General features: G+C 67.0%; 23 protein-coding genes. 10 read left to right on the top strand and 13 right to left on the bottom strand.

What is annotated here, in order from left to right:
• Window positions 1-35 precede the first annotated feature (35 nt).
• The 4 genes from G3I17_RS12590 to G3I17_RS12575 are packed head-to-tail and all read left to right on the top strand — an operon-like array spanning window position 36 to window position 3,278.
• Complete coding sequence (locus tag G3I17_RS12590; RefSeq protein ID WP_164596172.1) at window positions 36-926, top strand: M28 family peptidase; 891 nt, start codon at window positions 36-38, stop codon at window positions 924-926.
• Window positions 923-1,696, top strand: coding sequence for an alpha/beta fold hydrolase (locus G3I17_RS12585; RefSeq protein ID WP_164596171.1), 774 nt, complete (start codon window positions 923-925; stop codon window positions 1,694-1,696). Before G3I17_RS12590 ends, G3I17_RS12585 begins: the two co-directional genes overlap by 4 nt.
• Window positions 1,696-2,904 (top strand): cytochrome P450, encoded by a 1,209-nt coding sequence (locus G3I17_RS12580; RefSeq protein ID WP_164596170.1) that lies wholly within the window; start codon window positions 1,696-1,698, stop codon window positions 2,902-2,904. Before G3I17_RS12585 ends, G3I17_RS12580 begins: the two co-directional genes overlap by 1 nt.
• Window positions 2,901-3,278 carry a nuclear transport factor 2 family protein gene (locus G3I17_RS12575; RefSeq protein ID WP_164596169.1) on the top strand — a complete coding sequence of 126 codons (378 nt, stop codon included), beginning with the start codon at window positions 2,901-2,903 and terminating at the stop codon, window positions 3,276-3,278. The genes G3I17_RS12580 and G3I17_RS12575 overlap by 4 nt, the downstream gene beginning before the upstream one ends.
• A gap of 33 nt (window positions 3,279-3,311) precedes the next feature.
• On the opposite strand, the gene G3I17_RS12570 is transcribed toward G3I17_RS12575, so the two are convergent.
• Together G3I17_RS12570 and lpdA are read right to left on the bottom strand one after the other, a co-directional pair.
• Window positions 3,312-3,761, bottom strand: a complete 450-nt coding sequence (locus G3I17_RS12570; protein ID WP_164596168.1) for a group II truncated hemoglobin — start codon at window positions 3,759-3,761, stop codon at window positions 3,312-3,314.
• Window positions 3,762-3,803: 42 nt separating this feature from the next.
• Window positions 3,804-5,201 carry a dihydrolipoyl dehydrogenase gene (gene lpdA / locus G3I17_RS12565; RefSeq protein ID WP_164596167.1) on the bottom strand — a complete coding sequence of 466 codons (1,398 nt, stop codon included), beginning with the start codon at window positions 5,199-5,201 and terminating at the stop codon, window positions 3,804-3,806.
• 253 nt (window positions 5,202-5,454) lie between these two features.
• Between lpdA and G3I17_RS12560 the strand changes: the two genes are divergently transcribed.
• Both G3I17_RS12560 and G3I17_RS40685 read left to right on the top strand, forming a co-directional pair.
• The gene (locus tag G3I17_RS12560) at window positions 5,455-7,581 is read left to right on the top strand and encodes a peptidoglycan DD-metalloendopeptidase family protein (RefSeq protein WP_164596166.1); all 2,127 of its coding nucleotides are present in this window, start codon (window positions 5,455-5,457) and stop codon (window positions 7,579-7,581) included.
• 39 nt (window positions 7,582-7,620) lie between these two features.
• Window positions 7,621-8,079, top strand: a complete 459-nt coding sequence (locus G3I17_RS40685) for a PGPGW domain-containing protein (protein ID WP_164596165.1) — start codon at window positions 7,621-7,623, stop codon at window positions 8,077-8,079.
• Here G3I17_RS40685 and G3I17_RS12550 read toward each other — a convergent pair.
• Complete coding sequence (locus G3I17_RS12550) at window positions 8,072-9,244, bottom strand: FAD-dependent monooxygenase (RefSeq protein WP_164596164.1); 1,173 nt, start codon at window positions 9,242-9,244, stop codon at window positions 8,072-8,074. The two genes, G3I17_RS40685 and G3I17_RS12550, sit on opposite strands and share 8 nt — an antisense overlap.
• A 98-nt stretch (window positions 9,245-9,342) precedes the next feature.
• Between G3I17_RS12550 and G3I17_RS12545 the strand changes: the two genes are divergently transcribed.
• Window positions 9,343-10,026, top strand: coding sequence for a TetR/AcrR family transcriptional regulator (locus G3I17_RS12545; protein ID WP_164596163.1), 684 nt, complete (start codon window positions 9,343-9,345; stop codon window positions 10,024-10,026).
• Here G3I17_RS12545 and G3I17_RS12540 read toward each other — a convergent pair.
• Window positions 10,013-10,306, bottom strand: a complete 294-nt coding sequence (locus G3I17_RS12540) for a helix-turn-helix transcriptional regulator (protein WP_203590099.1) — start codon at window positions 10,304-10,306, stop codon at window positions 10,013-10,015. The genes G3I17_RS12545 and G3I17_RS12540 overlap by 14 nt on opposite strands.
• Between G3I17_RS12540 and G3I17_RS12535 the strand changes: the two genes are divergently transcribed.
• Window positions 10,286-10,570, top strand: a complete 285-nt coding sequence (locus G3I17_RS12535) for a hypothetical protein (protein ID WP_239062473.1) — start codon at window positions 10,286-10,288, stop codon at window positions 10,568-10,570. The two genes, G3I17_RS12540 and G3I17_RS12535, sit on opposite strands and share 21 nt — an antisense overlap.
• A gap of 77 nt (window positions 10,571-10,647) precedes the next feature.
• On the opposite strand, the gene G3I17_RS12530 is transcribed toward G3I17_RS12535, so the two are convergent.
• Window positions 10,648-11,787 carry an aminotransferase class V-fold PLP-dependent enzyme gene (locus G3I17_RS12530; RefSeq protein WP_203590098.1) on the bottom strand — a complete coding sequence of 380 codons (1,140 nt, stop codon included), beginning with the start codon at window positions 11,785-11,787 and terminating at the stop codon, window positions 10,648-10,650.
• Window positions 11,788-11,813: 26 nt separating this feature from the next.
• On the opposite strand from G3I17_RS12530, the gene G3I17_RS12525 reads away from it, so the two are divergent.
• Window positions 11,814-12,572 (top strand): glycerophosphodiester phosphodiesterase, encoded by a 759-nt coding sequence (locus G3I17_RS12525; RefSeq protein ID WP_164596161.1) that lies wholly within the window; start codon window positions 11,814-11,816, stop codon window positions 12,570-12,572.
• Here G3I17_RS12525 and G3I17_RS12520 read toward each other — a convergent pair.
• Complete coding sequence (locus G3I17_RS12520) at window positions 12,562-13,056, bottom strand: GNAT family N-acetyltransferase (RefSeq protein WP_164596160.1); 495 nt, start codon at window positions 13,054-13,056, stop codon at window positions 12,562-12,564. The two genes, G3I17_RS12525 and G3I17_RS12520, sit on opposite strands and share 11 nt — an antisense overlap.
• A gap of 33 nt (window positions 13,057-13,089) precedes the next feature.
• Here G3I17_RS12520 and G3I17_RS12515 point away from each other — a divergent pair, with 33 nt between their 5' ends.
• Window positions 13,090-14,466 carry an MFS transporter gene (locus tag G3I17_RS12515; RefSeq protein ID WP_164596159.1) on the top strand — a complete coding sequence of 459 codons (1,377 nt, stop codon included), beginning with the start codon at window positions 13,090-13,092 and terminating at the stop codon, window positions 14,464-14,466.
• Window positions 14,467-14,944: 478 nt separating this feature from the next.
• Here G3I17_RS12515 and G3I17_RS12510 read toward each other — a convergent pair whose 3' ends face one another.
• The 7 genes from G3I17_RS12510 to G3I17_RS12480 are packed head-to-tail and all read right to left on the bottom strand — an operon-like array spanning window position 14,945 to window position 23,089.
• Window positions 14,945-16,375 (bottom strand): polysaccharide lyase 6 family protein, encoded by a 1,431-nt coding sequence (locus G3I17_RS12510; protein WP_164596158.1) that lies wholly within the window; start codon window positions 16,373-16,375, stop codon window positions 14,945-14,947.
• Window positions 16,376-16,386: 11 nt separating this feature from the next.
• On the bottom strand, window positions 16,387-17,241 hold the full coding sequence (locus G3I17_RS12505) for an AraC family transcriptional regulator (protein ID WP_164596157.1): 855 nt from the start codon (window positions 17,239-17,241) through the stop codon (window positions 16,387-16,389).
• Window positions 17,238-18,671, bottom strand: coding sequence for a polysaccharide lyase 6 family protein (locus tag G3I17_RS12500; protein WP_164596156.1), 1,434 nt, complete (start codon window positions 18,669-18,671; stop codon window positions 17,238-17,240). Before G3I17_RS12500 ends, G3I17_RS12505 begins: the two co-directional genes overlap by 4 nt.
• 14 nt (window positions 18,672-18,685) lie before the next feature.
• On the bottom strand, window positions 18,686-19,957 hold the full coding sequence (locus G3I17_RS12495; protein WP_164596155.1) for an alpha-L-fucosidase: 1,272 nt from the start codon (window positions 19,955-19,957) through the stop codon (window positions 18,686-18,688).
• Window positions 19,958-19,962: 5 nt separating this feature from the next.
• Window positions 19,963-20,829 (bottom strand): carbohydrate ABC transporter permease, encoded by an 867-nt coding sequence (locus G3I17_RS12490; protein ID WP_164596154.1) that lies wholly within the window; start codon window positions 20,827-20,829, stop codon window positions 19,963-19,965.
• Complete coding sequence (locus tag G3I17_RS12485) at window positions 20,826-21,761, bottom strand: sugar ABC transporter permease (RefSeq protein ID WP_343238280.1); 936 nt, start codon at window positions 21,759-21,761, stop codon at window positions 20,826-20,828. The genes G3I17_RS12490 and G3I17_RS12485 overlap by 4 nt, the downstream gene beginning before the upstream one ends.
• A 2-nt stretch (window positions 21,762-21,763) precedes the next feature.
• Window positions 21,764-23,089 carry a sugar ABC transporter substrate-binding protein gene (locus G3I17_RS12480; RefSeq protein WP_164596152.1) on the bottom strand — a complete coding sequence of 442 codons (1,326 nt, stop codon included), beginning with the start codon at window positions 23,087-23,089 and terminating at the stop codon, window positions 21,764-21,766.
• Between the last annotated feature and the right edge of the window lie 294 nt (window positions 23,090-23,383).

Raw genomic sequence — 23,383 nt, 5'->3', positions numbered from 1 at the left:
CCGGGCCGCGTAGCAGGATCCATTTCCCCGACGCGATGGAGGCGGCCGACAAGCTGCTCATCGAAGAATGGAACGAGGCCGGCTGGGTCACCTCGGCCCATCCGTTCCATCTCGAGCAAGCCGACGGTATCCAGGATTTCGACACCTTCGCTCCAGCCTCCTACGAAGGCCTGGACGGCGTGAATCTCGTCGCGGTGAAGAAGGGCTGCACCGATGAGGCCATCTTGATCGGCGCCCACCACGACACGGTACGCGACAGCCCCGGTGCCTGCGACAACGGTGCGGGACTCGCGGCGCTGACCGAGATAGCACGGCTCCTCGCCCATGTGCCGCTACGAAAGACGGTGATTCTGGCCGCGTTCGACCTGGAGGAGATCGGGGTACTGGGATCACCTCAACTGCTTCCCTGGCTCACCACCCATTACCAGGTCGATAGTGCCGTCATCCTCGAGTCGATCGGATTCGTCGACGACAGGCCCAGTACCCAGTCCATACCCTCCGGTTTCGGTCTGCTCTTTCCTCGCCAGACACTGAGGATTCGGCTGCGACGACGTCGCGCGGACTGGACAGCCGCGATCTACCGCGGTTCGGCGAGACCGGTCGTGGAGACGCTACGTCGCGAGATCCGTGCGATAGCGGGGCCTAACTCGGTCCTGACGCTGCGAGATCCGCTGGACCGGCCGCTGGTAGGCAAGCTGCTGAGGCGTCTGCTCCCTTCTCTGAAGAACTTGACGCGGAGTGACCACGCAGCCTTCTGGGCCGCCGGGATACCCGCGGTCCAGCTGACAGACACAGCCAACTTCCGCGGCAGTCATTACCACCGCGAGACTGACACGGTCGACACCATCGACTTCGAGCACTTGCGCAGAATCACAGCAGCTGTCGCGGCCACCGTCGTAACGCTTGCGGTCGAGGTGCCATCGTGATCGGCAGCAACTCGAAGGCCCTGCACTCTGTCGCCCCGACCCAGCCGGTGGCCGGGGCCAGCCACTTGATCTGCATTCCCTATGCCGGTGGTGACGTCCGTGCCTTTCGCAACTGGCCGGCCGCCCTGCCATCGGTCGGCGTGCATATCGCCCAGCTCCCCGGCCGGGGCAGAAACTCGGCCAAGCCACTACCGCGCAGCATTGGCGAGGTTGTCGACGATCTCAGCGCAGCGGTCGACGCGCTGCCGGACGGCAACCTGGTGATATTCGGCCACAGCCTCGGGGCACTGATCGGGTTCGATCTGGCGCTACGGCTCGAGCGATCGGGGCGAGCGGTCGATCGCTTCTTCGCCTCTGGTTGCAGTGCACCGGGCACCCCGAGGATCGGCTATCACCACCATACGGATACGGAGTTCCTGAACCTGCTCCGAACGCTCGGCGCCACCCCACGAGAGTTTTTCGACGAGCCCGAACTGCAGGATTTCTACCTGCCCGTGCTCAGATCAGACTTCCGGCTCGCGTACGACTACCGCCCCGATCGGGATCACGTGCTGACCTGCCCAATCGATGTCCTCTACGGCGAGGACGACGGCGACACACCACTGGCGAGCGCAGACGGCTGGCGCTCACGGTCCACGGGAACCGTAACCTTCACACCTTTTCCCGGCGGGCACTTCTTCCAGGACCAGTTCGAAGAACCCATCCTTCGCCGGCTGGCAACCGTTCTGTCCCCCGACCATGCAGAACTTCAGGAGTGGAGCAACCGCTGATGAGTACTCCGCGCCACAGCATCCCGTTCAGTCTCATCGACCCTGCCGTCCATCCTGACCCGGACAGTTGCGAAGCCTGGAAGACACTTCGAGCCGAACATCCGGTCAGCTGGTGCGAAGCCACCGCCGACGCTCCCGGATTCTGGGTTGTCACCCGCTACAAGGACATCGCGGCCATCTACCGCGACACTGCCCAGCTCAGCTCGCAACAGGGCAACATGCTGGGAACGCTCTTGTCGGGTGGCGACTCGGCCGGCGGCAAGATGCTGGTCGTCACCGATCCCCCACGCCACAGTGCGGTTCGCCGCATTCTGCAAGGCGGCTTCTCCGCACGAGCGATGACCTCCGTCGTCGACAGCGTCCAAGCGGCTACCAGAGAACTCGTCGCGGCTCTCGCCGCGGCCGGGCGAGGTGACTTCGCAGTCGACGTCGCCGCTCAGATCCCGCTGATTGCGATCTGTGAACTGCTGGATGTTCCTCAGACGGATCGATCGACAATGCTCCACCTGACCATGACCGCAATGGGTTCGGACGGCTCGCCGGAGGCCGAGGCCGAGGCGGTGGTGGCGCAGCGGGACATCCTCCTCTACTACGCAGGTCTGCTCCCCCAGCGGCGGAAGTCGCCAGGAGTAGACGTCGTCAGTCTGCTGGCCACACAGGAGGTGGACGGCAAACCGCTCACCGACGCCGAAATCTTGCTGAACTGCTACAACATCATCATCGGCGGAGACGAGACGACACGCCTTTCGTCTGCAGGTGCGGCGCTGGCAATGATCGAGAATCCGGCGGAATGGGCGCGGCTGAAAGCCGACGAAAGTCTGCTCGACTCAGCCGTGGAGGAAGTACTGCGTTGGACGACGCCCGCGACGCATATCGGGCGAACCGCGACCGCGGACATCAAGATCCGTGATGTCGAGATCGCGGCCGGTGACATCGTGACGCTGTGGAACATCTCCGCGAACCGCGATGAGGACATCTTTCCGGAGCCCTATCGCTTCGACATCTCCCGCACGCCCAACAAACATCTGACACTGGGACATGGCCCTCACTTCTGCCTCGGCGGTCCGTTGGCCAGGGTCGAGCTACGGCTGATCCTGCAGGAGTTGCGAGAGCAGGTCACCTCACTGGAACTCGACGGCCCGGTCGAGCGAATCAGGTCCAGTTTCCTGACCGGAGTGAGCCGGCTCCCCGTAGGAGCCAACCGATGACCACGTCGACACCCTCGGCCACGCAGATCACCGAGAAGCTCCACGACTACTACACGATGGTTGACAGTGGCGACATCGATGGCCTGGTCAACCTGTTCGCCCCGGGCGCCACCTATCAGCGCCCCGGTTACGACCCGATCGTCGGTCGACGTGAGCTCCATAGTTTCTACAGCAGCCAGCGGGTGATTCAGTCAGGGCACCATACGATCGTCAAGATCCTCGTCGACGCCAGTGACGTGGCCGTCGAAGGCGAGTTCGAGGGCAGGCTGAAGAACGGACAAACGGTGGAGCTGCGTTTCGCCGATTTCTTCCGGGTCGATGAGGAACTGTTCTTCGACGTCCGCAACACCTACTTCTTCTCACCTCTGGTCTGACCTTCGAGACCTCTATGCCCCCGACCTGCACGGTCAGTGTTGTAGGCCGTCCCAGGACCAGCGTGGGACGGTCAGGTCGGTGGGCACCTGGTCGTTCGGGCCGTGGTACCTGGCCATGCTGACCGTGGTCGACCAGGCGAAGTAGTCGTGGAGGACTGGTCTGACCCGGTTGTCCGCGGTGAGGCCGATGTCGGTGAGGGCCTGGTCGAAGCAGGTGATGGCTCGGCGGTCCATGTCTTCGTGTGGGCCGTTGCCGCTGTGCATCAAGACGACTGAGCTCTCGGTGCCGAAGGACGACGTGTACGCCGGCGGGCCACCGAGGGCCTCGATCCAATAAGCGGCGAGGCGGTAGGTGTGGTCGGGGTGGAAGCCGTGGCTGAATGCGTGGCTGACCACCTCGTCGGCCAGCACCCGGGCATGCCAGGCTGCGGCCAGCTGGACCAGACCTTCGTCACCACCTGCGGCGTCGTACACAGTCTCCATCTCCAGAGACTGGCATCGACCGCCGCAGGCGGCAACCCGGGATCAGAAGTTGATCATGTGCCCTTCGAGGCCGTGGAAGGCCTCTTGCAGTGCCTCGCTCAGCGTCGGGTGGGCGTGCACGTTGCGGGCCAGTTCCTTGGTGGTCAGGTCCCACTTCTGCGCCAGGGTGAGCTCGGGGAGCAGCTCGGTCACCTCGGGGCCGATCAGGTGCGCGCCGAGCAGTTCGCCGTACTTCGCGTCGGCGATCACCTTGACGAAACCGTTCGGGTCGCCCAGACCGTGGGCCTTGCCGTTGGCGGTGAAGGGGAACTTCGCGACCTTGACGTCGAAGCCCTCGAGCCGGGCCTGCTCCTCGGTCCAGCCGAAGCTGGCGATCTGCGGCTGGCAGAAGGTCGCCCGCGGGATCATCACGTAGTCGAGCTCCATCGTCTCGACCCCGGCGATCGTCTCGGCCGCGATCACCGCCTGCGCCTCGGCCGCGTGGGCCAGCATCAGCTTCGCGTTCACGTCGCCGATCGCGAAGATGTTCGCCACGTTGGTGCGCAGGAAGCCGTCGACGCCGATCGCGCCGCGCTCGGTCAGCGCGACCCCGATCTTGTCCAGGCCGTAGCCATCGACGCGCGGCTGGAAGCCGATCGCCTGCAGCACCTTGTCGGCCTCCAGCGTCTGCTGGGCGCCGTCCTTGCCGGTGACGGTGACCTTCACCTTGTCGCCGGAGTCGTCGATCGAGTCGACCCGGGTGCCGGTGAGCACGTCGACACCGAGCTTCTTGTACGCCTTGGCGAGCTCCTTGGAGACGTCGATGTCCTCCAGCGGGACCATCCGGTCCAGGAACTCGACGATCGTCACCTTGACGCCGTAGTTGGCCAGCACGTAGGCGAACTCGACACCGATCGCGCCGGCGCCCGCGATCACGATGCTGCCCGGCAGCTCCTCGGTGAGGATCTGCTCCTCGTACGTGACGACCCGCTCGCTCAGCTGGGTGCCCGGCAGCAGCTTGGTGGTGGCGCCGGTGGCGATGATGCAGTTGTCGAAGGTGACGGTCTCGGAGTTGCCGTCGTTCAGGGCTACGTCGAGCGTGTTCGCGTCGACGAACGAGCCCCAGCCGTCGAACTCCGTGATGTTGTTCTTCTTCATCAGGAAGTGCACGCCCTTGACGCGGCCGTCGGCCACCTTGCGGCTGCGCTGCACCGCCGTCGGGAAGTCGAAGCTCACCTCGCCGCTGATGCCGAAGGTCTTCGCCTCCTTCCGGAAGATGTGCGCGAGCTCGGCGTTGCGCAGCAGCGCCTTGGACGGGATGCAGCCCACGTTCAGGCAGACACCGCCCCAGTACTTCTTCTCGATGATGGCGGTCTTGAGCCCGAGCTGGGCAGCGCGGATCGCCGCGACGTACCCACCCGGACCTGCGCCGAGGACAACAACGTCAAAGTGCGAGGCCATACCGGAAATCCTAGTCGCTGGCGCCAGCGCTTCCGGCCACGGGCCAGCCCTCCGGGCCCAGAGGTGACGACGGTCACCATCGGGCAGTGTGTCCTGCCTCATCGTCACGGACCGTGACCTGGGGTTCCGTCCGGACCTCGGGACGCCTACTGTGGGGCAGGCACGGGGGTGTTCTCCTTCCGTGCGCGCGTGAGGCGCCCCCTGTAGGCAGACTCGAGCCAGGGATTTCGGTCACGAGGACATTGGGGGCTCGATGCTGGGGAACGCCCGGAGGCTACGGCTTGCCGGAGTCATCGCGCTGGTGGCAGTGGTCGCACTGCCCAGCTATGCCGCGTTCGCCGACCCCACCCTGCCCCCGCCGGCCTCCGTCACCGATGTGAACCGCTCCCTCGAGCAGCTCCAGGCCGAGGCAGCAGCCATCCAGATCGACGTCGCCAAGGCCACGGTCGCCTACACCAACGCCCTGAAGATCGCGCAGACCAATGAGGCCGCCGCCAAGAAGGCAGAGGCGTTCGCGGCCAACACCCAGAGCAAGTCGCAGAACGAGCGCCGCCGCCTCGGCCTGCTGACTGCCCAGGCGTACCAGCTGGGCATCCCGACGATGCTGGGCACCGAGTCGATGCTGTGGTCGCTCGCATCCGTCGCGGACAACCTGCAGGAGATCGCCGACCGCCAGTCCGCCATCAGGCAGCTCGGCAGCACCCAGGTCGCGCAGTACAAGGCAGCCACGGCAGCGGAGTCGACAGCTGGTACTGCGACCGCTGACGCGGCGGCCAAGCGAGCCGAAGCCGACAAGACCAACAAGACCGCCAACGACCTCGGCAAGGCCGTCCGGGAGAAGGCAGCCAGCGCGGCGATGGCCATGGAGGGCCAGCTGGCTGACCTGGCCGGTGCCACCCAGCTGTCGAAGCAACTGCAGACCACCCGCAACCAGCAGGCACTCGCCAACTGGCAGACCTACCTGGCCGAGCTGACCGCGGCGAAGATCAAGCCGCCGGCCGCCGCCACCATCAAGAGCCCCTTCGAACTTCCGGCCGGCCTGCTGCCGCTGAAGGTCGCCAAGGCTCCCGTGCCGGGTGCAGCGGCTGTCGTCAGCGGCGGGCGCGCACTCCGGGTGCTGTCGGCCGAGACGATCCGTGCGGTCAACCAGGCCTTCTCGCTCGTCGGCAAGCCGTACGGCGTCGGCGGGACCGGCCCGGACAAGTATGGATGTCTCGGCGCGGCCCGTGCCGCCTGGCAGCCGTACACGAGCCTCGCGGGGCTGGCGAACACCGTCTACGCCAATTACCAGAAGGTCGCGACCTCGCAGATCCAGCCTGGCGACGTCCTGCTGATGGGCAGCAAGTCCGTCGGCCTCTTCCACGTCGGTATCGCCCTGGACAACGCCGAGATGATCGCCGCCGACGAGGCCAAGGGTTCCGTGGCGGTCGGCTCGATCCCCGACAGCCTGTACGCCGCCCTGCGGCCGACGCTCGGCAAGCCGGCCGACCCGCAGGTCGCTCCCGCCACCACGGCGAGCGCGTCCGCGTTCCGCTGCGGCAACACTGCCACCTCGATCGACGTCGGCACCGGCGCCTGGACGTGGCCGCTGGCCGAGGGCACCTACGAGATCGGCACTCCGTTCGGCCAGTCGGGCGCCATGTGGTCCACCGGCTACCACACCGGGCAGGACTTCCCGGCTGCCGTCGGTACTCCGGTCCGCGCGGTCACCACCGGCATCGTGAAGATCGAGCACCCGGCCTGGGCCGGCAACTTGGTTCGCATCGACCACGGCAACGGGCTGGAGACGCTGTACGCGCACCTGAGCCGGATCGACGTGGCCGACGGCGCACGCGTGACGGCCGGGCAGCAGATCGGCGCAGTGGGCACGGAAGGCAACTCGACCGGCCCGCACCTGCACTTCGAAGTACGGCTCGGTGGAGACGCCGTCAACCCGATGCCGTTCCTGGCGACCGGCGGCACGAGCACCGGCTGGGGTGGCTACAGCAACGGGCTGATCCCGGCCTCGCAGCTGTGTGGCCTCGGCAACGGACACATGCTGCGCTGCGACGCAGCAGCGGCGTACCAGCAGCTCTCGGCCGCGTTCCGGCAGTCCTTCGGCAAGAACCTCTGCATCACAGACTCCTACCGTTCGTACTCGGCACAGGTCGACCTGTACGGCCGCAAGCCGTCCCTGGCCGCACTGCCCGGTACGTCGAACCATGGCTGGGGTGTGGCCGTGGACCTCTGCGGCGGCGTCGACAAGTTCGGCACAGCCCAGTACCAGTGGATGGTCTCCCACGCCGGCGCCTACGGCTGGGTCCACCCCAACTGGGCCAACCAGGGCGGTAGCCGGGAAGAGCCGTGGCACTGGGAGTTCGGCAAGCCCCGGAGCGCCTGACTGCCGGGGAAAGGACCGGTGAGCACGTAGGCTAGTGACGTGGCCGAGCAGACCAGTCCCGACCGCACGGACGACAACATCACGCTGGACGCCCAGGATGACCGCTGGGAGTGGCGGCGGAAGATCCGTGCGAACCCGCGCAAGCTCCTGATCTACCGGATCGGGGTAGGTGTCGTGGGCGGCATCCTCCTGATCGCGGCGCCACTGACCGGGTGGTTGCCCGGACCGGGCGGGATCCCGTTGTTCATCGCGGGCCTGGCCGTGCTGGCGAGCGAGTTCGAGTGGGCCCAGCGGGTGCTCTACCGGGTCAAGGACTGGGTCAAGGCACTCACGACCTGGACGGGCAAGCAGCCGGCCTGGCTCAAGGCGCTCGGCACGCTCGCCCTGTTCATCTGCGTGCTCATCGCGATCTGGCTCTACATGGCGGTCCTCGGCGTACCGGGCTGGTTGCCCGACTCGTGGGAGACGTTCCTGCACAAGCTGCCGCTGCTCAAGTGACGAGCTCGTAGTCACGGATCACGAAGTCGCTACTGATCTTCTCGCCGACCCGCAGCATCTGGTTGAGCAGGAACGGTGTGCCGAGTAGCCGGTTGCGAGCCGCGATCCCGAAGCGGGTCGCCGGCGCCAGGAACTTCCCGGCGCGATTCCCGCCCGACTGACAGACCTTCACCGGCTTGCGCAGCTGACGCTCGTACGCCGCAAACGCCGCCGCATGGTCGCCACCGGCCGCCGCCAGCTCTCCGGCGAGCACGTAGGCCGCGACGATCGCAGTGCCGGTGCCCATGCCGCCGACCGTCGCGCCGTAGCCCGCATCGCCGACCAACGCGACCCGCCCGTCGGACCAGCGATCAATGTCCACCCGGCTGATCGAGTCGAAGTACAGCTCGGTGCAGTCGTCCAGACCGTCGAGCAGCGCAGGCACCTTCCACCCGAGTCCGGCGTACGCGGAACGCAGGATCTCCTTCTGCTGCTCGGGATTGCGGCGGTCGTAGGTCAGCTCGGGTGCGGCGAAGATGAACATCGCCCCTGCCCGCCGCGGATCGCGATGATCCATCCCGACGCTCGCCAGCTTCCCCGGCACGTTGTACATCAGGCCGTCCCGCTCGATCCCGAAGTCGTTCGGCAGATCCCAGCCGGCGATGTAGTACCCCAGATGACTGACGAAGTCCTGCTCCGGACCGAACGTCAGCCGCCGGACGACGGAATGCAGCCCGTCGGCACCGAACACCAGGTCGAACGTCCGCGCCTCGCCGCGCTCGAACGTCACGTCCACACCGCCGTCGTGCTGCTCGAGCGAGGCGATCGAGTCACCGAACACGTACTCCGCCCGGTCGCGGCTGTGCTCGTAGAGGACCTCGGACAGCTCCGAGCGCAGCACCTCCAGCTCTCCCCCGGCGAACTCGGGCGGCAGTCGCAGCAACTGCCGGTCGGCCTCGGTGACGAACCGCATTGCTGTGCCGCCCGTCTGCCGGGCGCGCAGGTCGTCGAGCACCCCCATCCGCTCGAGCACCATCTTGTTCGCGCCGCCGCGGAAGTCGACGGCATAGCCGCCCTTGCGCAGCGCCGGTGCCAGCTCGACCACGGTCACCTCATGCCCGTACCGGCCCAGCCAGTACGCCAGCGCCGGACCGGCGATACTCGCCCCCGAGATCAGGATCTTCATCTGGAACCCCTCCTTGAACAACTGTGTCCGCCAGACACTGTTTCGATAATGTGTATGGTAGACACAGTTCGGGAACGATCACAACCCGGGGAGCCACGATGATCAACCTGCTCTGGGGTGACCCACCGCCACCGACGCGCGGCCCCAAGCCGGCGATGACCGTGGAGGGCATCACCACGGCGGCGATCACGATCGCCGACCGCGACGGCCTCGACGCCGTCTCGATGCAGCGCGTCGCGGCCGAGCTGTCCTTCACGAAAATGGCCCTGTACCGCTATGTGCCGGGCAAGGCCGAGCTGGTTTCGCTGATGACGGATCGCGCGATGGGCGTGCCCCCGCACCACCCACCGCAGCCGTGGCGGCAGGCGTTGATGGACTGGGCCCTCGACCTGTACGCCGCCTTCGAGCGGCACCCCTGGCTACTGCTCTCGACCGTTGGCCGGCGCGCACTCGGGCCGAATGAGCTCACCTGGATGGACTTCGGCGTACGAGCGCTGATGGAGACCGGACTGAACGGCGGCCAGCAGCTGGACGCACTGATGACCATCGCCGGGCAGGTGCGGACGCTGGCCCACCAGACCCTCACCCTGACCGGCGGAACGGTCGGCATGTCCGAGGAGAACCTCACCTCGGCACTCGCCGAGATCCTGGCGAGTCAGCCCGACCGCTTCCCGGGGCTCGCGACCGCGATGAAGTCGGTCGAGGGCAGCCAGAACCAGGGGCTGACCTTCGGTCTCGAGCGGTTCCTGGACGGCCTCGAATTACTGATCAAGCGCGGGTGAAGCGGGCGCGATATGTGGTCGCACTCAACCCGTAGTGGGATTTGAAGCGGCGGGCGAAGTAGTTCTGGTCGGGCCAGCCGACCGCCTCGCCGATCCGGCTGATCAGCTGGTCGGTGTGCAGCAGACGATCGGCCGCCAGCTCGACACGATGGCGGGACAGGTAAGCCATCGGCGGCAACCCGGTCGACGACTTGAACAACCTGACCAGATACCCGGGCGCGAGATGCAGCTCCGCGGCCAGCTCGGTCAGCGACCAGTGGTGGGCCGGGTCCGACTCCATCAGCCGCATCGCCGTCAGTACGGCCGGAGGCTGTACTTCCTGCCCGGCGACCAGAACGCCACCGTCCAGCTGACCCTCTACAACTTCTCCAGCCAGTTCACCACCCAGTACAACCTGCTGTTCATGAACATCCTGCTGATCACCATCCCGCCGCTGGTGATGTTTCTCTTCTTCAACCGCCAGATCGTCGCCGGCATGACCGCCGGCGCCGTGAAGGGCCAGACCCTGCGGACCAGCAGACAGCCCTGCGGCTGCTTCTCGTAGTCCAGCGGGGCATGGGTGAAGGTCGCGACCTCACTGAAGCCGGCGGAGATCAACAACGCCGTGATCTCCGACGGAAATCAGAGCAGTGCGGGCAGCCACTCGGCGAGGCGCTGGTAGTCCTGGAGGCTGTTGTAGGCGTGGGCTGACAGCCGGATGAAGACGCGGTCGTCGAAGCCCGTCAAAGTGATCTCTGCCTTCAGCTCAAGAGACACCTTCTCCTTGAAGGCCTCCCCCGCGTCCGGCGACCGCTCGCCCGGGAAGGGCAGCTCCACCAGGCGCATCGTCGCCGCGGGACGTGCCACCTCCGCGACCGACGTACCAAGTGCCTTGGCGACGAGCTTCGCGCCCTCGTCGATCAGTCCGGACAGCTCGGTACGGCGGCGCGGCCAGTTCAGCTCCTCGAGCACCCGCAGCGACTCGGGCGCGGCGATCCACGCCGCATAGTCGGCGGTGCCTTGCTGGTCGAACCGCTCGGGCAGGCGCTCGTCGTACTCCGACCAGCTGACGATCAGCGGCAGCGTCGCAGCACGCCACTTCTCGGCGACGACGAGGCCGGCCGTCCCACGCGGCGCGGACGGCCACTTGTGGAAGTTGCCGGTCCAGAAATCGGCGCCCTCCTCGGCGGGCGCGTCCAGCAGGGCGGGCGCGTGGGCGCCGTCGACGATCGAAGGGATGCCATGCGACCGGCACAAGTCGGCCAGCCGGCGGATCGGGAAGACCATCGCCGTCGCCGAGCTGATCTGGTCGACGATGAACGCCGCGGTCCGGTCGTCCAGCGCCGCCTCCACGGTCGCGACCACGGAGTCGTCATCGGCCTCCAGCGGTACGTCGACCACGACCACCTCGGCCTGGTTGGCGCTGGCGAACCGCTCGGCGGCGTACCGGACCGCGCCGTAGGCGTGATTCGTGATCACGATCCTGCTGCCCGCAGGGATCGGGATCGCAGCGAGCGAGGCCGACACGCCGGCGCTGGCGTTGGGGACGAGCGCGAAGCCTTCCGGGTCGGTCTGCAGGAAAGCGGCGAGCTCCAGCCGGCTAGCGGTCACACGCTCGGCGACCGAGCGGAACCAGCGCATCGGGTTCGCCTCGGTCTCCGCGCGCAGCATCGCCAGCAACTCCTGGGTGCGGCGCGGGACGGCTCCGAACGAGCCATGGTTCAGGTGCAGGACGTCGGGGTCGAGGGTCCACAGGTCTGGGCGGGGGCTGAGTACCGTCACCACTCGAACGGTACATACTTCTGGGCGTGTACCCCTACCTCGACCACGAGGGGCCGATCGCAATGGCCCACCGCGGCGGCGCATTGCACCCGGAGAACCGAGGCTACGAGAACTCGATGCACGCGTTCGAGCAAGCGGTCGGGCTCGGGTACCAGTACGTCGAGACGGACCTGCATGCGACCAGCGACGGCGTGGTTGTCGCCTTCCACGATCACCGGCTGGACCGAGTCACCGACCGGACCGGAGTGATCGCCGAGCTGCCCTGGTCGGAGGTGCGGCAGGCGCGGATCAACGGGCACGAGCCGATCCCGCTGCTGTCGGAGGTGCTGGAGCACTTCCCGAAGACCCGCTTCAACCTGGACATCAAGGCCGACAATGGCGTCCGGGCGGCGGCTCAGGTGCTGCGCGACCACGATGCGATCGACCGGGTCTGCGTGTCGTCGTTCTCCCAGGCCCGCGTCGAGCTGGTCAGGCGCGAACTCGGCGAGCGGCTCGCCACCGGCTTCGGGCAACGCGAGATCGCCCGGCTCCGCTTCGCGCCGTACCGGATGGCGTCGCGAGGAGCTTGCCTGCAGATCCCCGAGTACTACGGCCGCCTGCGCGTGCTCACGCCCGGGCTGCTCCGGCGAGCGCATGCCCTCGGCAAGCAGGTGCACGTGTGGACCGTAGACGACCCGGCCGCGATGCACCGGCTGTTCGACGCGGGCGTCGACGGGCTGATCACCGATCGGACCGACCTGCTCCGCGACGTGCTGATCGAGCGCGGCCAGTGGGTCACACCGTGAAGGACAACCAGGTATCGGGCTCGACGTCGGGCTTGCCCGGGACCGGCCGCTCCTCGTCCTTGTAGCCATCGACGGCCGCCTCGGCGGCCACCCGGCGCCAGAACCCGGCCGCGCCGGGGTTGCTCTCCTGGAACGCGATCTCCCAGTCGCCGGGATGCTTACGTAGTACCGCGAGAGCCGCCTCCCACCCGACTTGCTGCCGCCGGGCCGCCCGGACGACGAAGAACTCCCCCATCACCCGCAGCCCGCTCACCAGCCCGCGGACCAGGACGAACCCGGCGACCTGGTCACCCTGCCTGACGAGGTAGCCGCAGCGGTCCGCCTCGCTGAAGAACGACTGCAGCCGCTCGCTCCTGAACAGCCCGTCCGCCTCGGGATAGTTGCCCCGGAACTCGGACAGATCGTGCCGGTACAACTGCCAGAGCCGCTCCGCCAGCGGATGATGTTCAGGGGTTATCGGCTGAAGTGTTATCGAAGAAGGCACCGCGTCATCCTCACACCTGCCACACTCCTCCGCATGGGAATTCTCTCGGCCCCGGCGAGTGTCGACAAACGTGAGTACTGGGGCTTCAGCCTGTACGACTGGGCCAACTCCGGCTACGTGACGACGGTCGGCACGGTGCTGTTCGCGCCGTACCTCACCTCGGTGGCCGAGACCGCCGCCTGCGGCCGGGTCGGTACGACGGAGGACCCGTGCTCCACGAACCTCAGCGTGCTCGGGCTCGGCATCTCGCCTGGCTCGCTCGCCTTCTACGTGGTCACCGTCGCCACCTTGCTGTCGGCGCTCATCCTGCCGATCGTCGGCGCGATCGCGGACCGGTCACCGCGCAAGAAGCTGCTGATGTGCGGCTTCGCCTGGGCCGGCTCGCTCGCCGCCTGCTGCATGGTGTTCGTCGCCGACGGCCGCTGGGCGCTCGGCGCGTTACTGCTCTTCCTCGGCAACCTGTGTCTCGGCTCTTCCCTGGTCGTCTACGACTCGATCCTGATCGACATCGCCGGCCCCGACGATCGTGACGACGTGTCGTCGCGGGCGTGGGCCTTCGGGTATCTCGGTGGCTTCATCCTGCTGGCGCTCAACCTCGGGGTGGTCACCGCGCACGACGCGCTCGGGATGGACCAGGCGACCGCGGTCCGGCTCAGCCTGCTCAGCGCGGGACTCTGGTGGGGGCTGTTCACTTTCATCCCCTACCTGAAGCTGAAGAACCGGCCGGCGGCCAACCTCGTACCGGTCGGCGACGGCAACCTGATCCGGCAGAGCTTCGGTCAGCTGTTCGCGACGTTGAAACACGTCCGGACCTACCCGCAGACGCTGCTGTTCCTGGTCGCGTACCTGTTCTTCAACGACGGTATCCAGACCGTCATCTCGGTCTCCTCGACCTACGGCGAGAAGCAGCTCGGGTTCGAGACCCAGATCCTGATCATGACGATCCTGCTGGTCCAGTTCATCGCCTTCTTCGGCGCGCTCGCGTTCGGCCGGTTCGCCCGCCGGTACGGGACCAAGCACACGATCATGGGCGGGCTGGTGGTCTGGATGCTGATCGTGATCGCCGGCTTCCTGCTGCCCGCTGAGCAGATCGCCCCGTTCCTCGCGATGGGCGCCGCCATCGGCATCGTCCTCGGCGGCACCCAGGCACTGTCCAGGTCCGCCTTCAGCCAGCTGATCCCGAAGGGCCGCGAGGCCGAGTACTTCAGCCTGTACCAGGCCGGAGAACGCGGCACCTCGTGGCTCGGCACCCTCGTCTTCGGCCTGGTACACCAGCTCACCGGCTCCTACCGCCCGGCGATCATCGCCCTCGGCCTCTTCTTCGTGATCGGCCTGGTCCTGCTCGCCCGCGTCGACATCCGCAAGGGCATCGACGAGGCCGGCAACACACAGCCGACCGTTCTCGTCTAGCCCGGCAGCGGCCTTGGGCGAGGGTCGGCGACGGCCTGGCGAGGTTGGTGTGGATCCGGGGTGCTGTCCCGAGGTGGGTGTGGTTCGCGGTCTGAGCCAGGGGCCATCTTGGGTCCAGCCGGTCGAGTCGCGGGCGAATGATGGCAAAGCCGGTCGGTTCGCGGGTGACGATCGCAGGAGCGGTCCGCCAATCTTGGGCCCGACTAGCGCCTTCTTTTACCAATGGCGTGCTGTAGCACGCCATTGGTAAAAGAACCCGATAGTGGCCAACCCCACACGGCCAGCCGTGCCATCCAAGCCCGGGCTACGGGCTCGCCGGGCATTGGAGGCTGGCCAGTCATCGTGGCCGGTCCTTCCAGCGGCTCCGGGATAGCTGCGTCCGTCCCACGACTAGGACACTCACGCAGCCCGGCGACGCGATCCAGGCCTCCCTTACCGTCAGAGCGCCCCGAATCCACCCCAGCCAGCCGCCACCAAATCAGGCAGCCCCCGGCCCCACGTCAGCGGCGGTGAGCGGGCGACGTACCGGCTGGGCGGTTAAATACTCATCGGCGCCAACGTCATACGGCGCCGACCGTGCATGACCGTCCAAGTCGTCACCGACCTCCCCGGCATGATTCACACTCACCGCGTTGATCGCGGCGCTGCCCGAGCCGAGCCGATAGATGCCGTCGCCACCCGCGACCAACTTGGGATCGGCCCGACTGAAGCCAGACGACGGGATGTTCCCGTTGGAGGCCGAGCCCCACAGGATGTTGCCGGACCAGGTGATGCCGGACTGATACGGCAGATCGGTCAGCGACCCACTCGCGCCGACCAACAGGTTGTCGGTGATCTTGCAGGCCAGCGGCGCGAGCGTGCGCTGGCTCTCGCCGACGACCGCCTGGCTGTTGTTCCGCAGCGTGTTGAGCGTGATCGTCACCCGATCAGGAGCATCGTTGCCCTTGCGGGAGTCGGCGGACTCACCGACGAAGTGGTCGCGGACCGTACCACTGCCCAGCACGATCCCGGCATCACTGACATCGCTGACGTAGTTGTTGATGATCAGATGGTCGTTGCCATAGATCCTGATCCCGTTCGCGCCGGACAGCAGATAGTTGCTCTCGACCCGGTTGTCGTTGCCGTGCCGCAGGACGATGCCACCGGTCGACGACCGCAGCGTGTTGTACCGGATCGTGTTGCCGGACGACTTCACCGAGATACCCTCCGGATCGCCGTTGGCGCGCTCGAACAAGTTGTACTCGACCGTCGCGTCGGCGATATCCAGCGCGCGGCTGCTCACCCCGAGCCGGATCGGCTCACCCCCGTTGGAACCGCTGAACGAGTGGTCCCGGAAGTAGTTGCGCAGAATGTAGGTCCGCTTAGCCATCACCGTGCTCGACGGGCCGTCTATCACCAGGTAGCAGCCGATCGTGGACTTGTCGTGGAACACATTGCGGTCGACCTTCACGTCGTCACCGCGAACGACCAGCCAGTGACTGGCGGCCGAGCCGAGCTGGAAGTCGTTCCGGGTGATCCGGATCCGGGTGCAACTGGACGGCAGATCCAGCGAGCTGGTCTGCTTGAAGACGAACCCGCTCACCGTGATGTACGACGAGTTCGACATCACGAAGCTCTGCGACCCGGTCAACGTCACCCCACCGCGGGTCTCCGCCTGGATGATGATCGGCGACGCGCTGCTGCCGTTGCGCCCGGAGACCGTGATCGGCGAGCCCGACGGTACGGCGTACGAACCGTTGGCCAGCGTGATCGTGGTACCGGCGGTCGCGGAGTTGATGGCGGACTGGAGTTGGGACAGGGAGGTGACCACCGCGGTCGTCCCGGCGGCGGACGGTCCCGGTCTTGGTAACTGCAAAGCGGCGAAGGCAGCGACACCGACGCTGCCGGTCAGAAAGGCACGACGATCCATGGCAAGTCTCCTCAACCGTTGGGGCGGTACAGCTTTCGGTACTCGCTCGGCGTCACCGAGCTGACTTGGCGGAACACTTTCGAGAAGTACGACTGGTCCATCCCGACCGCAGCCGCGATCTCCTCCATCGGCCGGGTGGTCGACGCGAGCTCGCGCTGCGCCCACTCGATCCGGGTCCGTTTGATGTACTGCTTCGGCGACAGTCCGAACTCCGTGCGGAAGCGCCGCACGAACGTCGCCAGGTCCTGGCCGAACTGCGCAGCCAGCTCCTCGACCGACAAGGGCGTGTCGAGGTTCTGCTGGATGTACTGGACGACGCTGGTCTCCTCCGTCTGCTGCTGCGCCAGCCGGACCGACCCTGGTGGCGCGCTGTCCAGGTAGTGCGCGAACAGCGCGGTCAACGCGGATCGCAGTCGCAGCGGCGTCGCCAGACTCGGTGGGTCGCGGTCGGCCGCGCCCACCTGCTCGAACAGCGTGGCGGCCTCTTCCGGTGCCTTGCTCTTCACGATGTACGGCAAGGTCAGCAGCTCGCCGATGTCCCGGTCGCCGACGAGCGCCGAGAAGTGCAGCCAGTGCTTGCGGAACACGTTGTCGCTGATCGTCTCGTAGGACACCGGTACGTCGGCCGGCAGGAAGCAGAGCTCACCCGGTTTCGGGAACAGCTCCTGCTCCCCCACGACCAGCCGCCCCTCGCCTTCGAGGATCAGGTACAGCCGCGAGAACGGATCGGGCTGCAGCGGCCGCGACCATTCGCGGTGCACCTTGGTGATCCTGGCGGCGACGACGAGGTCCAGCCGTAAGCGGTCCAGATGCGTGCGGATCAGCTCCTCCTCACGCCGGGTGTTAACGGGCGCCTGGGTCGTCATGAGGCGTTCGGGCCGACTTCAGTCGCCGTCAACGGGCGCAGGCAGGGCTCCCTGCGGGAGTACTCGTCGGCCCCGACATCGACACGGCCGGTACGGCGGTCGCCGTCCAGGTCGGTGCCGACGTCGCGGTACGAGCGGCTGGCGCCGTTGATCGCCGGGCTGCCCGCGGTCAGGCGGCGGATGCCGTCCGCTCCCGCCGCCAGCTTCGGATCGGCCCGGGTGAAGGTGCCCGCGGGCGCGTTTCCATCCGCCGCCGCACCCCACTGGAGGTTGCCGGACCAGCTGATGCCCTCTTGGAACGGCATGTTCACGTGTTGCCCATTGTCAGCCACCAGAAGATTGTCGGTGATCGTGCAACCGAGCGGCGGCAGGGTCCGGTGGCTCTCACCGCTGATCGCCGTCGTGCAGTCCAGCACGGTGTTGAGCGCGAGCTGCACACCGTCCGGAGCGTCGTTGCCGCGCCGCGACTCCGGCGTCTCGCCCGGGAAGTGGTCGCGTACGTTGCCGCTGCCGAGCACGATGCCGGAGCCGGCGATCCGCTCGAGGTAGTTGTTCACGATCCGGTGGTCGTTGCCGTAGATCCTGATCCCGTTCTTGCCCGACAGCAGGTAGTTGCCCTCGACCCGGTTCGCGTTGCCGTGCCGCAGAACGATGCCGCCGAGGCTGTCGCGGATCGTGTTGTGCCGGATGACGTTGCCCGACGACTTCACCGAGATCGCCTCCGGGTCACCGTTGGCGCGCTCGAACAGGTTGAACTCGACCACCGCACCGGCCGTCGACAAGGCCCGCGGGCTGACCCCGAGCCGGATCGGCTCACCGCCGTTGTCACCGGGGAAGCTGTGGTCGCTGAAGTGGTTGCGGAAGATGTGCACCCCGCTGGCCATCGCGTCGGTCCCGGCGCCCTCGACGCCGAGGAAGATCCCCAGCGTCGTCTTGCCGTGGAACGCGTTGTGGTCGATCGTCGAGTGGTCCGCGCGGACCATCACCCAGTGCAGGCCTTCGACATCGGCCAGCTGGAAGTCGTTGCGGGTCAGCCTGATCCGCCGGCAGTCCGGCGGGAGGTCCAGCGTGGTGCTCTGCCGGAACCCGAAGCCGCTGAGCGTGATGCCCGACGACCCGGTCAGCACGAAACTCTGCTCACCGGTCAGTACGACGCCGCCCGGCGACTCGGCCCGGATCGTGATCGGCAGCCCGGGCCCGCCCCGCTTGCCGGTGATCGCGATCGGCGCCCCGGCCGGTACGGGGTAGTGGCCGTCGGCAACGGTGATCACCGTGCCGGGGCCGGCGGTGGCGATCGCCCGGCGGAGTTCGTCGAGCGACCGGACGTGGCGGCGGTCGCGCGACCGCGCTGAGGCGGGTAGTACTGCGGTCATGGACACTCCGGCTAGTCCAGCGACTGTCCCAGCGGCGAGAAACGTACGGCGGTTCATGTGGTCTCCAGGGATCAGGCGGAGGGAGAGAGGAACAACTCGATGACGGGTACGGCGACCTCGGGACGGCGTACCGGGAGTTGCAGGGTCAGAGTCCCGGCGGGCTGGCCGCCGGGCTGGGTGTTCTCGTGGAGGCGGCTCAGGTCGGGCTCGACCAGGTGGATCTCCGAGGCGTCCGAGAGCAGCTGCGCGTAGCGGACTCGCCCGGCGAGTCCGGGCAGGTGCACGTGTTTGAACGGCCAGCTGAACAGGTGCAGATAGAGCCGGTCACCGTTCTGGGTGTAGCGGCAATCCGGCGGTGCGACGTACTCCGGAGCGCCACAGCCGCGGATCGAGCGCTCGTGCAGCCGCATCCAGTCACCGATCGCGGCCAGCGTTCCTTCCGCTCTAGGGTCGATCAGCCCGCGTCCGGTCGGGCCGACATTGAGCAGTAGGTTGCCGTCCTTCGAGACGCCGTCGATCAGCATCCGGAGCAGCAGGTCCGGGCTCTTGTAGTCAAGGTTGTCGCGGTCGTAGCCCCAGCTCCCGTTGAGGGTCTGGCACGCCTCCCACGCGATCGGACCTTCAGGACCGGTCATCGGGCCGGCCGGCTGGTACTGCTCGGGCGTCACGAAGTCACCGGGCAGCCCGGTCCGGTCGTTGACCAGGATGTCCGGCTGCAGCTCCCGGACCATCGCGAGCAACTCCTCGGCGCCCCACTCCTCGGCACCCTTGCCACCCCAGGTCTGCGGGCGGCCGGCGTACGAGAAGTCGAAGAACAGGTAATCGATCTGACCGAAGCCGGTCAGCAGCTCGCGGATCTGCCCGTGCAAATACGTCCGGTACTCCGCGATGTCTCGCCCGGCTGCTGCTGCCTTGGCGGCTTCGTCATCGCCCTGCGGGTGCAGGCCGTCGATCGGGAACGACGGATGATGCCAGTCGATCAGCGAGTGGTAGAAGCCGACCTTGAGCCCCTCGGCCCGGCACGCCTCGACGAACGGCGTCAGCAGGTCCCGCCCGTACGGCGTATTGGTCACCTTGTACTCGGTCAGCGCACTGTCCCACAGGCAGAAGCCGTCGTGGTGCTTGGTGGTCAGGACGACGTAGCGCATGCCGGCCGTGCGGGCCGACCTCGCCCACTCGCGGGGGTCGTAGAGATCCGCGTCGAAGCGTTCGAAGTACCGGTCGTACTGCTCGTCGGTCAGCTGTTCGCGGTTCTTCACCCACTCGTGCCGGGCCGGCAGCGCGTACAGGCCCCAGTGGATGAACATCCCGAAGCGTTCGTGGCGGAACCATGCCTTGGACATCTGGCTCACCCCTTCAACGCACCGGCGGTCAGGCCGCGGGCGAAGGAGCGCTGGAAGAAGAGGAACACGAGCACCGACGGCAGCAGAGCGAGCAACGACGCGGCCATCACCACACCCGGCGTCACCACCGGGTCGATCCGCAACGTCCGCAGCGCCAGCGGCAGCGTGTACGCCTTCGAGTTGGTTGCTACCAGCAACGGCAGCAGGTACTGGTCCCAGATCATCGTGAAGCCGAACACCCCGATCACGCCGAGGGCGGGTTTGCACAGCGGCAGGATGATCTGGGCGAAGATCCGGAACTCGCCGGCGCCGTCGATCCGGGCCGCCTCCTCCAGCTCGCGCGGCACGTCCTTCATGAACTCGGTCATCACCAGGATCGAGAACGCCCAGGCGCCGAGCGGCACGATCATCCCGGCCAGCGTGCCCATCAGGTTGAGGTGCACGAGCGGCAGGTCGGCGAGCACGAGCGTCAGCGGCAACGCGAGGATCTCCTCGGGCAGCATCATCGTGGCGAGGATGGCGACCATCACCAGGGTCATCAGCGGGAAGACCTTGCGAGCCAGGGCGTAGCCGGCCAGGACCGAGACCGCGACCTGGAGCAGCAGGCCGAATCCGACGACGAAGAACGAGTTCGCCAGATACCGCAGTACGCCGTGATCGAAGGCGACCTTGAAGTTGTCCAGCGTCGGGCTCTTGGGGATGATGCTGAGCTGCGTCGGGTCGGACACGTGGTTGAACGAGCTGACCAGGAGCGCCAGCAGCGGGCCGGCGAACAGCACGAACAGGGCCGTGTAGACGACGAACTTGATGGCCCGCGCGGCAGGGCCCTTGCTTTCGGTGAGACCCAGCGCGGTCTCGGTGGCGGCACTCATACGGATCTCCTCCTCCGGAGCAGCTGGACGCAGACGGTCAGCACGAGGGTCGCCACGAAGAGCAGCACCGCACCCGCCGAGCCGACGCCGAGCCGGTTCTGTTCCAGCCCGAGCTTGTAGATCAGGGTCATCACGACTTCGGTGGAGCCGTTCGGCCCGCCGTTGGTCAGCAGGAAGACCTCGGTGAAGCTGCGGAACCCACGCACCGCGGCGAGGACGAACAGAATCGCGAAGACCGGCCGGAGCCCGGGCAGCGTGACGTGCAGAATCCGCTGCCTGGTCGACGCGCCGTCAACGGTCGCGGCCTCGTACAGCCCGCGATCGATCCCCGCCAGCCCGGCGAGGAAGATCATCATGTCGTACGGCGCACCGCGCCAGATCCCGGTGACCGCGATCGACGCGAGCGAGGTGTCCGGGTCGTTGATGAACCCGGACGGGCCGAGCCCGACCAGACCGATGAGCTGGTTGAGCAGGCCGTCACTCGTCGGGTGGTACATGATCCGCCACAGCTCGGCGACCACGGCGATCGGTACGACGACCGGCAGGAACGCCGCCGACCGGATGAAGGTGAGCTTGCGGGTCTGGCCCTCCACCAGCAGAGCCAGCCCGAAACCGAGCGTCATCGAACCGAACGTCTGGCCGATCGCCAGCAGGATCGTGTTCCAGGTCGCGGACCGGAAGCCCTCCGACGACAGGATCTCGCTGTAGTTCGCGGTACCGACCCAGGTGTTGCCGAGATAGGGCCGGACGTCCTGCACCGACATCGAGACGGCCTGGGCCATCGGGATGAACTTGAAGTACACGAAGAGGATCAGCGCCGGCGCCAGGAACAGCCACGGAATCCACCACTTACCGCCTCGTCTGGGCTTCGACCGGGTGGCGGTTCGGGGCTGCTGCCTGGGAACCGCTTCCGGTGGCGCTGCTTCCTTCACGCTCACGAGGCGCCGATGCCTTGCTGGCTGAGCGTCGCGGCGAGTTTGCCGTCGAGCTTCGACATCTCGGCCGTGATGTCGAGACCGCAGTCGGCGATCAGGGCGTTGATGGTGTCGGCCGAGGCCTGGCGGACGGGCGTCCAGTTCGGGATGGTCGGCGCGTACCGGGCGTGGTCGCGGTAGACGTCGGCGTACACCTTCCAGCGCGGGTCCTTGCGGATAGTCGTCACGTCGACGGTCTTGTTCACCGGCAGCTGCACATTGAAGGCCTTCTCGCCTTCCATCCCGACCTTCTGCCCCTCGGCGGAGATCACGAAGGAGGCGAAGGCGTTCTGCGCGGCCTGGTTCGCCGACCCGGCCATCAGGTACGCGCTGCCACCCTCGGCGAGCACGGTCGAGTCCTTGGCGCCGGCGGGGACCGGTACGACCTCGTACTTGTCCTTGCCGAGCGACTTGTCGAAGCGCGGCATCAGGTACGGGCCGACGACGTACATGCCGGTCTTGCCCGCCTCGAAGGTCTCGTTGGTCGGCGGCGTGTCCATCGTCGCGGCACCCGGCTGGATGACCTTCTCGGTGCAGGCCAGGTCGCGGAACCACTTGGCGGCGGCCACCGACTCGGGCGTCGACATGGCCGGCTTGTAGTGCCCATCAGGCTGCTTGGCGATGAAGTCACCGCCGGCGGCCCAGAGGAAGTTCGAGAAGTACCAGGACGCGTACCCACGTTTCGTCGATCCAGGGACGGCCAGCCCGAAGGTGTCGTTCTTGCCGTTGCCGTCCGGGTCCTGCGTGGTGAACGCCTTGGCGAGGGCGGTCAATTGGTCCCAGGTCTTCGGCACGGGCAGCCCGGTCTTGCTCCGCCAGTCCTTGCGGATCAGCAGCGCGCTCGCCTGCGCGGAGTACGGGACGCCGTAGGTCTTGCCGTCACCGGCCTTGGCTGACGCGAGTGCCGACTCGAGCAGCTGGTCACTGCCCTTGATCGCGCTGAGGTCGACCTCGCGGACGATCCCCTGGCTGACCATCGTGCCAAGCTGGGACGAGTCGTTCATGACGATGTCCGGCAGGTCCTTCTGGGCGGCCCGCTGGGACAGCTTCGTCTCGAAATCGTCGAAGATCGCGGTCACCTCGACCTTCTGCCCCGTCTTCGCCTCGAACGCGGCGACGAGCTTCTTCATCCCCTTCTCCCCGTCGCCTCCCGGGGTGGTCCGCGTCCACAGCTCCAGCGGAGCGTTAGGGTCCTGCTCGACCTCCGGCGCTCCCCCGTTGCTGCAACCAGCAAGCGCGATCGCCGCTCCCAACCCCAACGCAACCCATCTCAACGACCTGGCCATTGCCTTCTTCTCCTGTCGACGAAGAGGCGATTTGTACTTTTTGCGCCTCATTTCGTCGGAAGATAGCGCTTTCCAAGCCCACCCGTCAATGATTCGTCGGACGACCAAGACCCACGAACCGCCACCCCGCCCATGAGAGCGCGACCAAACCCACGCCACCCCCGGCCCCCCTCGGCGCCTCCCGGCGGCCCCTCGGTGGTACTCGGTGGTACTCGATGCGACTTTGTGCACGACGTGAGCGAATCAGGCCGCTGAAAACGCTCAGGTGGTGCACAAAGTGGCCCGGGCATGGCC

Source organism: Streptomyces sp. SID13031 (assembly GCF_010548305.1).
Taxonomy (GTDB): Bacteria; Actinomycetota; Actinomycetes; order Propionibacteriales; family Kribbellaceae; genus Kribbella.
The sequence above is the reverse complement of the archived record's forward strand: the minus strand, read 5'-3'. Positions and strand labels throughout refer to the sequence as shown.

What these genes read in the sequence shown, in the direction of transcription:
- G3I17_RS12590 (WP_164596172.1), top strand. Translation starts at nt 36, where the DNA reads ATGGAGGCGGCCGACAAGCTGCTCATCGAAGAATGGAACGAGGCCGGC.
- G3I17_RS12580 (WP_164596170.1), top strand. Translation starts at nt 1,696, where the DNA reads ATGAGTACTCCGCGCCACAGCATCCCGTTCAGTCTCATCGACCCTGCC.
- G3I17_RS12575 (WP_164596169.1), top strand. Translation starts at nt 2,901, where the DNA reads ATGACCACGTCGACACCCTCGGCCACGCAGATCACCGAGAAGCTCCAC.
- G3I17_RS12570 (WP_164596168.1), bottom strand. Translation starts at nt 3,761, where the DNA reads ATGGAGACTGTGTACGACGCCGCAGGTGGTGACGAAGGTCTGGTCCAG.
- lpdA (WP_164596167.1), bottom strand. Translation starts at nt 5,201, where the DNA reads ATGGCCTCGCACTTTGACGTTGTTGTCCTCGGCGCAGGTCCGGGTGGG.
- G3I17_RS12560 (WP_164596166.1), top strand. Translation starts at nt 5,455, where the DNA reads ATGCTGGGGAACGCCCGGAGGCTACGGCTTGCCGGAGTCATCGCGCTG.
- G3I17_RS12550 (WP_164596164.1), bottom strand. Translation starts at nt 9,244, where the DNA reads ATGAAGATCCTGATCTCGGGGGCGAGTATCGCCGGTCCGGCGCTGGCG.
- G3I17_RS12545 (WP_164596163.1), top strand. Translation starts at nt 9,343, where the DNA reads ATGATCAACCTGCTCTGGGGTGACCCACCGCCACCGACGCGCGGCCCC.
- G3I17_RS12540 (WP_203590099.1), bottom strand. Translation starts at nt 10,306, where the DNA reads ATGGAGTCGGACCCGGCCCACCACTGGTCGCTGACCGAGCTGGCCGCG.
- G3I17_RS12515 (WP_164596159.1), top strand. Translation starts at nt 13,090, where the DNA reads ATGGGAATTCTCTCGGCCCCGGCGAGTGTCGACAAACGTGAGTACTGG.
- G3I17_RS12510 (WP_164596158.1), bottom strand. Translation starts at nt 16,375, where the DNA reads ATGGATCGTCGTGCCTTTCTGACCGGCAGCGTCGGTGTCGCTGCCTTC.
- G3I17_RS12505 (WP_164596157.1), bottom strand. Translation starts at nt 17,241, where the DNA reads ATGACGACCCAGGCGCCCGTTAACACCCGGCGTGAGGAGGAGCTGATC.
- G3I17_RS12500 (WP_164596156.1), bottom strand. Translation starts at nt 18,671, where the DNA reads ATGAACCGCCGTACGTTTCTCGCCGCTGGGACAGTCGCTGGACTAGCC.
- G3I17_RS12495 (WP_164596155.1), bottom strand. Translation starts at nt 19,957, where the DNA reads ATGTCCAAGGCATGGTTCCGCCACGAACGCTTCGGGATGTTCATCCAC.
- G3I17_RS12490 (WP_164596154.1), bottom strand. Translation starts at nt 20,829, where the DNA reads ATGAGTGCCGCCACCGAGACCGCGCTGGGTCTCACCGAAAGCAAGGGC.
- G3I17_RS12480 (WP_164596152.1), bottom strand. Translation starts at nt 23,089, where the DNA reads ATGGCCAGGTCGTTGAGATGGGTTGCGTTGGGGTTGGGAGCGGCGATC.